At 65.2% G+C, this 14,951-nt stretch carries 10 protein-coding genes; 2 read left to right on the forward strand and 8 right to left on the reverse strand.

The window, feature by feature from the left end:
- Positions 1-179: 179 nt before the first annotated feature.
- From whiA to uvrA, 5 genes are all read right to left on the reverse strand, one after another.
- Positions 180-1,163: a DNA-binding protein WhiA gene (whiA, locus tag A4H34_RS07435; protein ID WP_040322657.1), complete on the reverse strand. Its 984-nt coding sequence runs from the start codon at positions 1,161-1,163 to the stop codon at positions 180-182.
- Between the two features lie 40 nt (positions 1,164-1,203).
- Positions 1,204-2,184: a gluconeogenesis factor YvcK family protein gene (locus A4H34_RS07440; RefSeq protein WP_064231554.1), complete on the reverse strand. Its 981-nt coding sequence runs from the start codon at positions 2,182-2,184 to the stop codon at positions 1,204-1,206.
- 41 nt (positions 2,185-2,225) lie between these two features.
- Positions 2,226-3,161, reverse strand: coding sequence for an RNase adapter RapZ (gene rapZ / locus A4H34_RS07445; RefSeq protein ID WP_064231555.1), 936 nt, complete (start codon positions 3,159-3,161; stop codon positions 2,226-2,228).
- Between the two features lie 150 nt (positions 3,162-3,311).
- A complete protein-coding gene (gene uvrC / locus A4H34_RS07450) occupies positions 3,312-5,516 on the reverse strand; it encodes an excinuclease ABC subunit UvrC (protein WP_064231556.1) in 2,205 nt (734 codons plus the stop codon).
- Positions 5,517-8,393 (reverse strand): excinuclease ABC subunit UvrA, encoded by a 2,877-nt coding sequence (gene uvrA, locus A4H34_RS07455; protein WP_082903157.1) that lies wholly within the window; start codon positions 8,391-8,393, stop codon positions 5,517-5,519.
- Positions 8,394-8,517: 124 nt separating this feature from the next.
- Here uvrA and A4H34_RS11275 point away from each other — a divergent pair, with 124 nt between their 5' ends.
- A complete protein-coding gene (locus tag A4H34_RS11275; RefSeq protein ID WP_064231558.1) occupies positions 8,518-8,796 on the forward strand; it encodes a YciI family protein in 279 nt (92 codons plus the stop codon).
- Between the two features lie 99 nt (positions 8,797-8,895).
- Positions 8,896-9,864, forward strand: coding sequence for a bile acid:sodium symporter family protein (locus A4H34_RS07465; protein ID WP_064231559.1), 969 nt, complete (start codon positions 8,896-8,898; stop codon positions 9,862-9,864).
- 109 nt (positions 9,865-9,973) lie between these two features.
- Here A4H34_RS07465 and A4H34_RS07470 read toward each other — a convergent pair whose 3' ends face one another.
- The 3 genes from A4H34_RS07470 to coaE all read right to left on the reverse strand — a co-directional run bounded on the left by A4H34_RS07470 (position 9,974) and on the right by coaE (position 14,807).
- A complete protein-coding gene (locus A4H34_RS07470; protein WP_331711612.1) occupies positions 9,974-11,209 on the reverse strand; it encodes a TerC family protein in 1,236 nt (411 codons plus the stop codon).
- Between the two features lie 195 nt (positions 11,210-11,404).
- Positions 11,405-13,492, reverse strand: a complete 2,088-nt coding sequence (gene uvrB, locus A4H34_RS07475) for an excinuclease ABC subunit UvrB (RefSeq protein WP_064231561.1) — start codon at positions 13,490-13,492, stop codon at positions 11,405-11,407.
- A gap of 184 nt (positions 13,493-13,676) precedes the next feature.
- Positions 13,677-14,807 (reverse strand): dephospho-CoA kinase, encoded by a 1,131-nt coding sequence (coaE, locus tag A4H34_RS07480; RefSeq protein WP_064231562.1) that lies wholly within the window; start codon positions 14,805-14,807, stop codon positions 13,677-13,679.
- Positions 14,808-14,951 lie beyond the last annotated feature (144 nt).

Raw genomic sequence — 14,951 nt, forward strand, 5'->3', positions numbered from 1 at the left:
AAACGGCGGCCCGGGCGTGTGTAGAAAGTCCTAGGCCGACGCCGATTCGCTGCACGAATGCCGCCGTTGGATTGCACACGTGATTTTCGCCGACAGGCGTCTCGGCAATCGGTCGCCGTCTGCACCCGGTTGTGCTTTCCCGCGGCAGGCGCCCGCGTTCGCCGTTTGGCGTCCGCGCGTCAGGGGGCGTCGTGGCCCGCGGCGCGGGCGGCGTCGAGCGTCGAGGGGACGCCCAACTCGGCGGCGCGTTTGTCGGCCATGGTGTTCAGGCGCCGAAGCCGCCCGGCCACTGCGTCCTTCGTGGCCGGGGGGTTGAGCCGTTCGCCGAGGAGATTGAGCGAATCCTCCGGGTACTTCATGCGAAACTCGCCGGCTTCGCGCAGATTGTCGGGGATGTCGTCGCCGAGGATTTCGAATGCGCGCTTGACTCGGATGACGGCTATGACGGCGGCGTCGGCCGAGCGGCGCATATTTGCGTCGTCGAAGTTGGCAAGGCGGTTGGCCGATCCGTGGACTTCCCTCTCGACCCGCAGTTCCTCCCACTTCAAGACGACGTCGTTGGCGCCCATTCTCGTGAGCATCTCGGCGATCGCGTCGCCCTCGCGGATGTCGACGCGATGCGCTCCGCGCGATTCGCGCGCGCGGTACGGGATCTCCATGCGCCGCGCCAATCCCCCCAGGGCGTAGGAGGATTCGAGACTGGGGCAGATGACTTCGAGGGAGGCGTTGCGCCCCGGCTCCAAGAGGGACCCGCGAGCCAGGAAAGCGCCGCGCCAGGCTGCGGTGCCGTCGGCCTTGGACCCTCCGACGATCGCCGGCGGAAGCCCGCGCACGGGCCGACCGTAGCTGTCGAGCAGGCCGAGGCGGCGCGCGATGCGCTCGCCGTTGCTGGTGATGCGGACGAGGTAATGGTTTGACTGCCTCATGGACGAGGAGACCGTTAGAAGCTCGCTGCTTATGTTGAAAGCCTGGGAGACGAGGTCCCACAGGTGGCGGGCGCTCGCCGCGTGGCTCAGTTCCGCATGAAGCGCGACCTTGCCTCCCGCGATTTGCAATCCGCCGGCAAAACGAAACATCGTCGAGACCTCCGCGATCACGCACGAGAGCATGCGCGGGCGGACTTGCGAAAGTTCGTCTTTGGCTAATTGGGTCAATGCTGGCATTGGCTTCTTCCGTTGACTGATGATTGCGGGGCGCGCCGGGTCACTCGGCGCCGGCGACATCCCCGAAGATCCCCGTAAACGCGTCGCGATAGGCCGCTGCGAGCCGCAGCGGGTCGTGGCGGGCCGATCCGTCGCTCATTCTAACCTGCCTCAAAAGAAGTTGCGCTCCGCATTCTGTGGCGGCCCTCTCGGCTCCGTCGATGTCGTCGATGCTCGTCGGGTCGGCGACAATGATATCGAATCGCAGGTCCGGGCAGTGGTCTCTCAACGAGCGTATGTGTGCGGCCGCCCCCATCCCCTTCGTCTCTTTGTCAGCGTTGAGGTTGAGCGCGAGGGCCTTGCGCGCCTTCGTCGTGCACAGGGCCTCGCGAAGCTTGGGGACCAGGAAATGGGGAATGACGGACGTGTACCACGATCCGGGGCCGACGATCACCCAGTCGGCGTCGAGGATCGCCTCGACGGCTTCGGGCTGGGCGGGGGGATTCTCCGGGACGATGCCGATGTGCTCGACGGTCCCGGGGGTGCTGGCCACCGCGACCTGGCCGCGAATGGGCGCCCTAGGCCCGCCGAAGTCCACGATCGCCTCGATTTCCAGCGGCTCCGGCGACATTGGGAGCACGCGACCCTTGATGCCGAGCAGCTGCCCGACCCAGTCGAGGGCGAGGACGGAGTCGCCCATCTGCTCCCACAGCGCGAGGATCAACAAATTGCCCAGCGCGTGGCCGCTCATCGGGCCGTTGGACGTGAAGCGGTGCTGGAGGACGTCCCTCCACGTCTGCCCCCATTCGCCGTCGTCGCACAGCGCCGAGAGGGCCATTCGAAGGTCGCCCGGCGGAAGCACGCCGAATTCCTTGCGCAGCCTGCCCGAGGATCCGCCGTCGTCGGCGACCGTGACCACGGCGGTGACGTTGTGCGTCATAAGGCGCAACGCCGAAAGGCTGGCGAAGAGGCCGTGTCCGCCGCCGAGGGCCACGACTTTGGGGCCGTAAAATCCGCGTTTGGCGTCGTCCGCCCCGTTCATTCGCTGCGGGAGGTTCGTTCGCGGTCTATGCGGTGCCTCGCTCATTCGCGTCCCACGTCTCTGTGGATCGTCCGCACCGCCTGGCCTGAGGCGCGGAGTCTTTCGGAGATGGCCTCGGCGATGGCGACCGACCGATGTTTGCCGCCCGTGCACCCCACGGCGAATGTCACAAAGGGCTTGAGTTCGCGGGCGTACCCCTGAAGCACATCGAGGATGAGCGAGGTGTATTTCTCGACGAACGCGGCGCCCCCGACCTTTTCGAGGACGAAGTTCGCCACCGGCTCGTCGCGCCCGGTCAGGTGCCGCAGCTCGCTGACCCAGTAGGGGTTGGGCAGAAAGCGGACGTCGACGACGTTGTCGGCGTCGACCGGCAGCCCGTACTTGAAGCCGAAGGACATCACGGTGACGCGAACGTCGGATTGGGCTTCGTCGGCCACAAGCGCCCTGATTTTGCGCGCGAGATCGTGTACGGAGTACCCGCTCGTGTCGATGATGATGTTCGCCTGTTTGCGCATGTCGTCGAGCAGGGCGCGTTCGGCCGCGATTCCGTCAAGCACCCGGCCGTCTCCCTGGAGGGGGTGCGGGCGGCGGACGTTGTCGTATCGCTTGACCAATTCGTCGTCGCTGCAATCGAGGAAGAGCAGTCGGTAGTTGAAGCCCGACTCTTTGAGGTCGGCCAGTATGGATGAGAATTCGGCGAAGAACTCGCGGGAGCGCACGTCGACGACGACGGCGAGGCGCCGCACTCCCCCGTCCGGCGTCATCATCCCGGTCAGTGCCCGCAAAAGGCGCGGCGGGAGATTGTCGACGACGTACCAATCGAGGTCCTCGAGCGTGTCCGCCGCGCGGGTGCGCCCCGCTCCCGACATTCCGCTGATGATGAGGAGCTCGGGCTGATCGCTGGGCGGCAGCTTCGCCGCTTCGTCCTGCTCCGGCACGCAGGCCGGAATGAGGCCCGTGTCGTTGATGTCGTCCATGGATAACATCATGCCACAGACCTAGTCGCCGCCCCAGAAAACTGCGTCGGCGAAAGCCGGGCGACGGCCTAACGGGAGCGGTCTGGCCCCGTCGGCGTTCGCCCCGCACCCGCCAACTGGCGCGTCAGCCCGCGCCTGCCAACTGGCGCGTCAGCCGGCGTCGGCGAAATGCTCGACGATGGCGCGCGCCAAGGCGGGGCCGATTCCCGGCACTTTCAGCAACTCCTCCTGGGAGGCCGCTTTGATCTTTGCGAGCGACCCCAGCGAGCCCAGAAGGGCCTTCTGTTTGGCCGCCCCCAAGCCGGGCACGGCGTCCAGCGCGGACCGGGTCATGGCCTTTGCCCGCTTTTTCCTGTGGAACGTGATGGCGAATCGGTGCGATTCGTCGCGCAGCTGCTGGAGAAGCCGCAACGAGGGGGAACGCCTTGGCAGGACGACGGGGAAATCCTCGCCCGGAATCCACACCTCCTCGAGCCTTTTCGCCAGGCCGACGATGCGGACGTCAGCTCCCGTTTCCTCGACGACCCTCTGCGCCGCGTTGACCTGCGGCAGCCCGCCGTCGACGACTATGAGGTCAGGCTTGTAAGCGAATCTTCGGGGGGCGCTCGGCTGCCCGGCGACCCGAGGGACGTCGCCGCCGGCCTCATCCTCGCCGGGCGTTGCGTTCTCCGCGTCGCCCGCTTCGGCCGCGTCCTCCGCGTCGCCCGCCCCCGCCGCGGCGTCGCAAGCTTTGGAAATCTGCCCGGTTTCGAAGGACTTCTCGGCTTCGGGAACTCGTTCGGCCTTGCGGGCATTCTCAGTCTCGCGGGGCGTTTCGGCTTCGCCGGAGGCGTTCGCGCGATCGCCTCGATCCTCGTCCTCGGCGGCGCCGACGTCGTCGCCCGCCGCTCCCGCGAGAAGCCTGGCAAGCCTGCGGCGCAGCACCTCGTCCATCGCGGCCGTGTCGTCCGCTGCGCCCTCGCCGTCGGGCCCGCGCACGATGAAGTGCCTGTAGTCGGCCTTTTTTGCCAAACCGTCCTCAAAGACCACCATTGAAGCCACCTGGTGCGTGCCCTGGGTGTGCGAGACGTCGTAACACTCGATCCGCAGGGGCGCGCGATCGAGCTCGAGCGCGTCTCGCAACTCCTCGAGCGCCTGGGAACGGACGGTGATGTCGCCTGCCCGCGCCAGCTTGTGGCGGGCGAGCGCCTGTTCGGCGTTGAGCCGCACGGTGTGCGCGAGCTTGGCTTTGTCGCCGCGGCGCGGCGTCTTCAGGCGGACCGTCCCTCCCCTGCGCTCGGCGAGCCACTTTTGGAGCTCGAGCGCATCCTCGGGCAGCCCCGGAACCCATATTTCCGAGGGGATCGCCCCGAGCGGCGTGTGCGCGCGGTCGTCCACGCTGCGCGAGGCCTCTGGCACGGCGACGACGTCGTCGAACTTCACGTCGCCGTAGACCTGCAGCACGAGATTCGAAACGATCTCGGACAACTCAAGGCCGCCGATCTCGTCGCTTATCCACGCCTGCTGGCCGCGGATCCTGCCGCCGCGGACGTAGAAGACCTGCACGGACGCTTCGATCTCGTCGAAGGCGATGCCGAAAATGTCGACGTCAAGGTTCTCGTTCAAAACGATGACGTTGCGCTCGTTGACCGCTTCGAGCGCCGATATTTCGTCGCGCAGCCTGGCGGCCGTCTCGTATTCTTCGGCATTGGCCGCCTCGAGCATTCGTTTGCGACGCGTCGCTATTGCCTTCGAGCCGCCGCCTTCCATGAACCGGATGAGGCTCATTGCCGTTTCGCGATGCTCTTCGGGCGTGACCCTTTCGATGCACGGCGCGCTGCATTTTCCAATGTGCCCGAACAGGCAGGGGCGGCCCAGGCGCCGGGCCTGGTTGAACTGGCTCTTCGTGCACGAACGCATGGGGAACACGCTCAGCAGCTGGTCGAGCGTTTCGCGTATCGCCCACACTTTCGTGTACGGGCCGAGGTAGCGCGTGCCCTTCCTGTGCTCTTGGCGGGTCACCCACACCCGCGGATATTCCTCGCCCAACGAGACCGCCAGGTAGGGGTAGGACTTGTTGTCGCGGAAAACGACGTTGAAGGGCGGCGTGAACTCTTTGATCCACAGGTATTCGAGGGTGAGCGCCTCGACCTCGGACCCGACGACCACCCATTTCACGTCCTCGGCCGTGTAGACCATGGTACGAATGCGGTCTGACAGGCCGGCCGGATCCTGGAAGTAGCTCGAAAGCCGGGCGCGCAGATTCTTGGCCTTGCCGACGTAGAGGACGCGCCCTTCGCCGTCGAGAAACCGATAGACCCCCGGCTGCGTGGGTATGGCGCCTTGCTCAGGCCTGTACTGACGCGGATCGGCCATCTAACGCTCCAGCATGGGCGCCAGGAACCGGCCGGTGTGGGAGCCTTCGACTTTGGCGACGTCCTCGGGCGTGCCCTCGGCGATGACGCGCCCGCCGCCGTCGCCGCCTTCGGGGCCCATGTCGATCACCCAGTCCGCGCTTTTGACGACGTCGAGGTTGTGCTCGATGACGATCACGGTGTTGCCCTTGTCCGCCAAAGACTGGAGGACTTGGAGAAGTTTGCGGACGTCCTCGAAATGAAGGCCCGTGGTCGGCTCGTCAAGGATGTAGACGGTTTTGCCGCTCGAGCGCCGGTGCAGCTCGGAGGCCAGCTTGACGCGCTGGGCTTCTCCGCCGGAGAGCGTGGTTGCCGACTGGCCGAGTTTGACGTAGCCGAGGCCCACCCTTTCAAGTGTCTGCAGGTAGCGCCGGATCGCGCTGATCGGCTCGAAGAAGACGGCGGCCTCCGCAATCGTCATGGCAAGGACGTCGCTGACGTTTTTGCCGTTGTAGGCCACTTCCAAGGTCTCGCGGTTGTACCGGGCCCCGTTGCACACCTCGCACGGAACGTAGACGTCCGGCAGAAAGTTCATTTCGATCTTGATCGTGCCGTCTCCCCTGCACGCCTCGCAACGCCCTCCTTTGACGTTGAAGGAGAACCGCCCGGGCCCGTATCCGCGGACCTTTGCCTCGGCGGTCTGCGCGAACAGGGCGCGGATCTTGTCCCACACGCCCGTGTACGTGGCCGGATTGGAGCGAGGCGTGCGCCCGATGGGCGACTGGTCGACGTGGACTACCTTGTCGAGGCCTCCCGCCCCCGTAACCGACTTGTGCCGCCCGGGGATCGTCTGCGCCCCGTTGAGCGTGTGCGCCAGGGACTCGTGGAGGATCTGGTTGACCAGAGTGGACTTGCCGGAGCCCGACACGCCCGTCACGGCCGTCACCACGGAAAGGGGAAAGGAGACGTCGATCCCCTTGAGGTTGTTTTCCCTCGCCCCCTTGACCTTGATCGCACGCTTCGGGTCGACGCGGCGCCGCTCGCTGGGAACTTCGATCTTCCGTTTTCCCGCGAGATACTGGCCGGTCATCGAGTCTTCGCACGCGCTCAGCCCCGCGCTGGGGCCCGAGTAGACGACCTCGCCTCCGAGGGCCCCGGCGCCGGGGCCGATGTCGACCACCCAGTCGGCGGTTCGGATCGTGTCTTCGTCGTGCTCGACGACGATGAGCGTGTTGCCGATGTCGCGCAGCCGAGTGAGCGTCGCGATGAGCCTCTCGTTGTCCCTTTGGTGAAGGCCGATCGACGGTTCGTCAAGGACGTAGAGGACGCCCGCGAGCCCCGCGCCGATCTGGGTGGCGAGCCGAATGCGCTGGGCCTCGCCGCCGGAAAGCGTGGAGGCGCCGCGCGACAGGCTCAGGTACGTCAGGCCGACGTCGACGAGGAACCCCAGACGCGCCTTGATCTCCTTGAGGACCTGCTCGGCGATCTTCGCCTGGCGCGAGTCGAGTTCGACGGTGTCGACGAACTTCTTCGCCTCGTCGATGGAAAGCCGGCAGACGTCGTCGATGTTCTTTCCGTCGATGCGCACAGCAAGGACCTCAGGCCGCAGCCGGGCGCCCCCGCACGCGTCGCAGTCCACCTCGCGCATATAGCCTTCGTATCGGTTGCGCGACCAGTCGGACTCGGTCTCGCCGTGCTTGCGCTTGACATAGGCGACGACGCCCTCGAATCCCGTTCCGTATGTGCGCTCCTTGCCCCATCGATTGCGATAGGTCACGCGCACCTTGTAGTCCTTGCCGCGCAAAATGGCGTTCTTCGCCTTCGTCGGGAGGTCTCGCCACGGCGTGTCGACGTCGAAGCCGAGGTCCTCGCCGAGGGCTTCAAGCTGCCGGGTGAAAAAATCCTGGTGGATCGTCCACGGGGCCACGGCGCCCTCGCGCAGGGTAAGCGAATCGTCGGGAACGACGAGCTCGGGGTCTACCTGCAGATGCGAACCGATCCCGTCGCAGGCAGGGCAGGCGCCGTAGGGGGCGTTGAAGGAGAAGGTGCGCGGCTCGATTTCCTCGATTCCCAGCTCGTGCTCGTTCGGACACGAACGCTTTTCCGAGTATCTGCGCTCGCGCGTCGGGTCGTCCGCGGGGGCGTCGACCTTCTCGACGGTGACGAAGCCGCCGGCGAGCCTCAGCGCCGTCTCGATCGAGTCGTTCAGGCGCGAGGATATGCCGTCTCGGATGACGAGCCGGTCGACGACGACGTCGATGTCGTGCTTGACGTTCTTTTCCAGCTTCGGCGGGCTGTCGAGGCGGACGACCTCGCCGTCGACCCGCGCCCGGGAAAATCCGTCGGAGGCGAGCTGGGAGAACAGCTCCGCGTACTCGCCCTTGCGGCCGCGGGCGACCGGCGCGAGAACCTGGAAACGCGTGCCTTCGGGCAAGGCCGACACGCTGTCGGCGATCTGTTCGGCGCTCTGGGCGCGGATCTGCTCGCCGCATTCCGGGCAGAACTGGACGCCGGCGCGCGCAAAAAGCAGGCGCAGGTAGTCGTAGATTTCGGTGACCGTGCCGACTGTCGAACGCGGATTGTGGTTCGTGGACTTTTGATCGATCGAAACCGCAGGGGAAAGCCCCTCGATGAAATCGACGTCGGGCTTGTCCATCCTTCCGAGGAACATCCTGGCGTAGGAGCTGAGGGACTCGATGTACCTGCGCTGCCCCTCGGCGAAGATCGTGTCGAACGCCAGGGACGACTTGCCAGACCCGGAAAGCCCCGTGAATACGACCATTTTGTCGCGGGGAATGCTGAGGTCGACGTTTTGGAGGTTGTGTTCACGTGCGCCTTGGATGCGGATCTCGTCAATCACCCGGCAATTGTATCGCCTTAAAACATCTGTTCGAAGCATCGCGATCGTGAGATTGCCTACCACCGGCGGCAGGCCGACGGCGGCCATGAGGCTCTTTGGCGTCCGAGAGGCTCTTTGGCGTCCGAGAAGGTCTTCATCCCAGGGAATCGCTAGAATTGACCCCATGGCTATCATTGCAATCGAGTACACGTACGATGTCGCCCAAAGCGAGCTCATCGCCGAGCATCGCCCGACCCATCGCGCCCACCTCCGCGACCTTCACGAGGCAGGCGCCGTCCTGACCTTCGGGCCGCTGGGAGACGACAGCGCCCTCATCCTCGTCGAAGCCGACTCCCCCGAGGCGGGCCTGAATGTGCTGGCGGGCGACCCCTTCCGCGAGCTCGGCGTCATCAAGAACGCGAACGCGCGAGTCTGGAATCCCGCGGTCAACCCTTGGGCATGAGACTGAAAGCCCGGGCATGAGCCGAAGCAGAGACCGGGGGCATGATGGAGACCGGGGGCATGATTTGGAGTGCACGGGCACGGTCAGGAGACTGAGGGCATGAGCCGGCGCCCTTCGAAGCTGAAGATCGACCCTTTCGTCGCGGGGATCGTCTCGGCGATGGCCCTCGGGCTCGCCTTGCCTGTTCCCGCCAAGGGGCGCGAGATTCTTTCGATGGTCGCGGACCTGTCGGTATGCCTCGTCTTCCTTGTGTATGGAATGCGCCTGCGCACAAGCGAGGTGCTCGCGGGTCTCACGAACGTCAAGCTGCAACTTTCGGTTCTTTTGGCCACGTACGTGGCTTTCCCGGCCTTCGGATTCCTCATGTACAAGGCTGCCGAGCCCTTTTGGGGACACGGATTTGCCACCGGTTTCCTGTACTTGTCGATCCTTCCGTCGACGATTCAATCTTCGGTCACCTTCGTCTCCATCGCGAAGGGAAACGTGGCGGCAGCCGTCTGTTCGGCGACGATCTCCAACATCCTCGGCATGTTCGTCACGCCGCTCCTCGTCCTCCTCGCCCTCGACGTCGGCGGGGCCTCCGGAGGCGGTTTGGGATCGATCGTGACCAAGCTGCTCGCCCCATTCATCGTGGGCCAGCTTTTTCAGCCGTTTGTGGGCGGCTGGTTCCGAGCGCGGCGTTCGATGGTGAAGAAGATCGACAATTCTTCGATCATCCTCATTGTGCTTTCGGCGGTCGTCAACGCGACGGCCGAGGGTGCGTGGGCCGGCGTGACGGTGTGGACGGTTCTCGTCCTCCTCGCCCTGTCCGTGGCTTTGCTCGCCACGATGCTCGCCCTCACGTGGTTTGTCCCCGGGAAGATCGGAATGCCGAGGGAAGACCGGATCGTCGTTCTCATGTGCGGGTCGAAGAAATCCTTGGCCACGGGGCTGCCCATGGCCAAGGCCCTGTTTCCGGCTTCGACGGTGGGCGCCGTCATCGTCCCGGTGGTCCTGTTCCATCAGATTCAGATCTTCGTGTGCGCGATCATCGCCGCGCGGCTGGGGCAGACGGCGCCCGACGATTAGGCCGCCGAGCCAAGCCTCGGCGCCGGGGGGCGCTCTCGCCTATCCCCGCGCGCCCGGAGGCCGACTCGGGCTCCCTCAACCCCCGGGCAGTTCAACCCCAATTGCGGGGCTATTTGTTCGAAGGGCCTTTGCGACCTGAGAGACTTCCGTCTCCCGGCCGCTGCTCGTCTCCGGGCTGCCGTTCCTCTCCCGATCGTTGCGATTCTTCGAGCTGCCGCCCGTCTGCGGATTTCCGCGCGCCGCTCGGCTCGGCGCCCTTCTCGCGGAAGGCTTGGGCGACCCGGCCGGCTTCGATCTCGTCGCCGGCCTCTTCGACGTTCGTGCCTTCGATGGCCTCGCGCTTCGTCTTTCCGAGGGATGTGACGACGGTGAGAACGAGTATGACGAGTATGACGGCGAGGGAGACGAGGGGATGGATGTCAGGCACGATTTCGAGCCATCCTTGCCCGTGACAGGCCTCGACGAGGAGCTTGAAGCCGATGAACGCGAGGATCGCGGCGAGCCCGTAGTGGAGGTAGACGAGCCGTTCGAGGAGCCCTTCGACGAGGAAGAAGAGCTGGCGGAGCCCCATGAGTGCGAAGGCGTTGGCGGCGAAGATGATGAACGGTTGAGCGGTCAGCCCGAAGGACGCCGGTATCGAGTCGAGCGCGAACATGAGGTCCGCCGATCCGATGGAGATGATGCACAGAAAGAAAGGCGTGACGAAGGTTTTGTGATTTCGCCGCACCAGCATTTTGTCTCCGACGAAGCCGTCGGTGACCATGAATACCTTGCGCGCCCCGCGAACGACGGCGTTCGGCTTGTACACGTCGTCGTCATGGTCCGGGTCCTTCCGGTCCTCGACGCCCTCGCGGAGCTGGTTCCATGCCGTCCACAGGAGGAAGGCGGCGAAGATGAAGAACAGCCAAGAAAAACTCTCGAGGAGGGTGGCGCCCAGAAGGATGAAGACGAGCCTGAGGACGAGGGCTGTGACGATGCCCCACAGGAGCACCTTTTGCTGATACTTCCTGGGGACTCGGAACGAGCCGATGATGATTATGAAGATGAAGATGTTGTCGATCGAGAGGGAGTACTCGGTGAAATAGGCCGCGAAGTACTCGAATGCGAACTTCGACGAGTGGCGGAACAATGTGTAAACGCCGAAGACGACGGCCAGGCTGACGTAGAAGACAAGCCACCTAGTGCACTCTTTGATCGTCGGCTCATGGGGTTTTCGCAGGTGGAGAAAGAGGTCCATGCCGATGAGGGCGACGACGAGCCCGCCCAGAGCGAGCCACTCGTGCATATGAACCTGCATGGACTGCGCGGCGTCGGTCGCGGCGAGCGCGTTCAGGGGCATTGACATAGTTTCCTCCGGTCTACAAGGGACAACCGGAGGTCTCTTCCCGCCATCGCTGGCCTCGGTCCGGGAGCGTTCCGTGATGACGAACCGATGTTGGGTGGGAATACTCCCCTCCACCACGAATTCTACGCGAACATCCTGCTCGTTTCGGCCAAGGCGTTCAACGCCCGTCTGTGGGATTCGATACGCGTCGCGCGTCTACTTCTGGGCCTGCATGGAATGCCACAGCTCGCTTTTGAGGCCTTTGATCTCGTCCCTGTAGCGCGCAGCGAGTTCGAATTTCAACGACGCCGCGGCTTCGTGCATGAGCTCCGTCATCTCCTCGATGAGCCCCTTGAGGTCGCGCTCCCCTTCGGCTGCGGCGCTTTCACGCGACGTCGCCGGAGCCTCCGGCGTCGCGGCCCTCTCCTTGCGGTATCCGCCCTCGAGCAGAGCCGCCGTGTCGATGTCTTCGCGGGCGAGCATGTCCGTGACGTCGGCGATTTTCTTGCGAAGCGGCTGCGGGTCGATTCCGCGCTCCTCGTTGTAGGCCATCTGTTTGGCGCGGCGCCTGTTCGTCTCGTCGATGGCTTCGCGCATGTTCGGCGTGATCGAGTCCGCGTACATGATGACTTGGCCGGAGACGTTCCTGGCCGCCCGGCCGATCGTCTGGATGAGCGACGTCGTCGAACGCAGGAAACCCTGCTTGTCCGCATCGAGGATTGCGACAAGCGATACCTCGGGAAGGTCGAGGCCCTCGCGCAGGAGGTTGATGCCGACGAGTACGTCGAACGTCCCCAGGCGCAGCTCACGCAAAAGCTCGACGCGGCGCAGGGTGTCGACGTCGGAATGCAGGTACTCGACCTTGATGTCGCGTTCGGCCAGGTAGTCGGTCAGGTCTTCCGCCATCTTCTTCGTCAGCGTGGTGACGAGCACGCGCTCGTTGCGCTCGACCCTCTCCTTGATTTGCCCGAGCAGGTCGTCGATCTGATCCTCCGTGGGCTTGACGACGACTTCGGGGTCGACGAGCCCGGTGGGCCGGATGATCTGTTCGACGACGCCGTCGGAGTGTTCCATCTCGTACTTCCCCGGGGTGGCGGAAAGGTAAACCGTCTGACCGATCCGTTCGAGGAACTCGGGGAACTTCAACGGCCGGTTGTCCATGGCCGAGGGCAGGCGGAAGCCGTAGTCGACGAGCGTGCGTTTGCGCGACATGTCGCCCTCGTACATCGCTCCGATCTGCGGGACCGTCACATGGGACTCGTCGACGATGAGGAGGAAGTCTTCGGGGAAATAGTCGAGCAGGGTATTGGGCGGCGTTCCGGGCCCTCGCCCGTCGATATGGCGCGAGTAGTTCTCAATTCCAGCGCACGACCCGATGTTTCGCATCATCTCGACGTCGTAGTTGGTGCGCATCTGCAGGCGCTGGGCCTCGAGCATTTTGTTCTGCGTCTGAAGCACATCCAGCCGTTCGGCCAGCTCCGCCTCTATCCCTTCCAGCGCGCGCGCCATCCGTTCGGGGCCCGCCACATAATGGGAGGCGGGAAAGACGTGGGCGCGGTCTACGCGGCGGATCACTGTTCCCGTGAGCGGGTGCAGCAGCGTGATCGCGTCGATTTCGTCGCCGAAGAACTCGATGCGGATGGCGAGCTCTTCGTAGACGGGGATGATTTCCACCGTGTCCCCGCGCACCCTGAACGTTCCGCGGGCGAAGGCGACGTCGTTGCGCGTGTACTGCATGCCGACAAATCTACGCATGAGCTCGTCGCGGTCGATCCGCTGCCCCACTTCGAGCTGGACCATGCGAGCCACATACTCCTGCGGCGTGCCCAATCCATAGATGCACGAGACCGAGGACACCACCACGGTGTCGCGCCGAGTCAGAAGAGAGTTTGTGGCCGAATGCCGCAGCCTCTCCACTTCGTCGTTGATCGAGGAGTCCTTCTCGATGAACGTGTCGGTTTGCGGAACGTAGGCCTCGGGCTGGTAGTAGTCGTAATAGGAGACGAAGTACTCGACGGCGTTGTTCGGCATAAGCTCGCGGAACTCCGCCGCCATCTGAGCGGCCAGCGTCTTGTTCGGCTCAATGATGAGAGTCGGGCGCTGAACCTTCTCGATGAGCCACGCCGTCGTCGCCGATTTGCCGGTTCCGGTGGCGCCCAAGAGGACGACGTCCTTCTCCCCCGCCTCGATCCGCTCCGCCAGCTCCGCGATGGCCGCGGGCTGATCGCCGGAGGGCGCGTACTGCGACACCACTTGGAAGGGCTTTTCGACCCTCTCAATCTCGGATTCGATCTCGGTCGTCATGGTTCGAGCTTACACGAAAAGGCGCCTATGCCGAACGAATGTTCGCTCACAACGCAGCGAGAGGAGCGGCGGTCGGAGACAGACAAGGCAAGCCTTGCCGGACCGCAGGCGGGCGAGGCAAACCGTCGGGCCGCTGGCAGGCGAAACGGCGTCGCAACGTCGTAAATGACGCGCCGACGTCGCATCAATCGTGCCCGCCCGTCACGACGGCCGCCATCGCAAAGCGGGGATCGGCCGAAACGTAAAGGCGAGGCCCCCCTGGCGCACAGGCGGCAGTCTCGGAAAAGACACGGCCGGAATCGCCCAATGCGCAACGACCAGACCCAGACGCGACATCGCCGGAATCGCCCGACGCATCACGACGAGCGTCGGGCGAAACGCGACGGCTCTTGTAGGTCTGACTCGCCGCGCGCAGCTCACCCGCGCAAGGGACAAAACCCGCGTTGGCAAGCGAAGACTCATCGGCCGGACCGACGATTTCGAGCACGCCGCCGCCTTTGTCGCCGGCCGTTTCCCCGCCTCCCCCTCCGAGGGCCGCCTCCGCGCCCTTCCGGGAAGGCGCCGCCCCTCCCTTTCCGAGGGCCGACTCCCGGTTCACGAAGGCCCCCTGCCGCGTCAGGCGAGCCGCCGCGCGAGCGCGTTGCCCGGGGCTCGGCGGGGCGTCGCCCCCAAAGACGCGCCGGCCTTCCCGCATGTTCGCGGCATAAGGGACGAGCCAGCCTTCCCACAGTTCGCGGGCCGCGCGGGCGGCGTCCTCGAGGGAGCCGCCGTTGTCGACGACGACGTCGGCCAGCTCCCGCACCCTCGACGCCGGCGTCTGGCTGGCGATCCTCGCCCGAGCGTCGGCTTCGTCCATGCCCCTCGAGTCCACAAGCCGCAAGACGCGCACGTCTTCCGGGGCGTCCACGACAATCGTCCCGGGATAAGCGTCCTGGTACGGGCTTCCGGCGAGGAGAGCCAGCTCGACGACGACGACAAACTCCCGCGCGGACTGCGCTTGAAGGCTTTCCTCCCGCCAGGATGCAAGCTGCGCCTGCGCACGCTCCCACGCTCTCGGGTGGACGACGGCATTCAAACGCGCGAGCGCCGCGGCGTCGTCGAAAACGATCCTCGCGAGGGCAGCCCTGTCGATCTTGCCTTCTCTCACTGCCTCGGGCCACAGATCCCCGACCTCGCGAACGGCTTCCTCGCCGGGCGAGAGGACGTCGCGGGCGACGTCGTCTAGCGAAAGCAGCCGTGCCCCGCATTCGGCGAGCGCCGCGGCGACCGTCGACTTGCCCGAACCGATTCCGCCGGCAAGCGTCACGATGAGCATCGGCTTCTCCTTTGCACGATGGCATGGTTGCCACAACCAGAATGTGCGGCCGCCGCGTCAGGGGCCGCCGCCTCGTCATGCGAACGGCCCCGGACGTCGACACGGGCAACCGCCAGATCGGACGGGTTGCCCGTCGCCCTGAGA

The organism is Peptidiphaga gingivicola, from assembly GCF_001652275.1.
GTDB classification, from domain to species: Bacteria; Actinomycetota; Actinomycetes; order Actinomycetales; family Actinomycetaceae; genus Peptidiphaga; species Peptidiphaga gingivicola.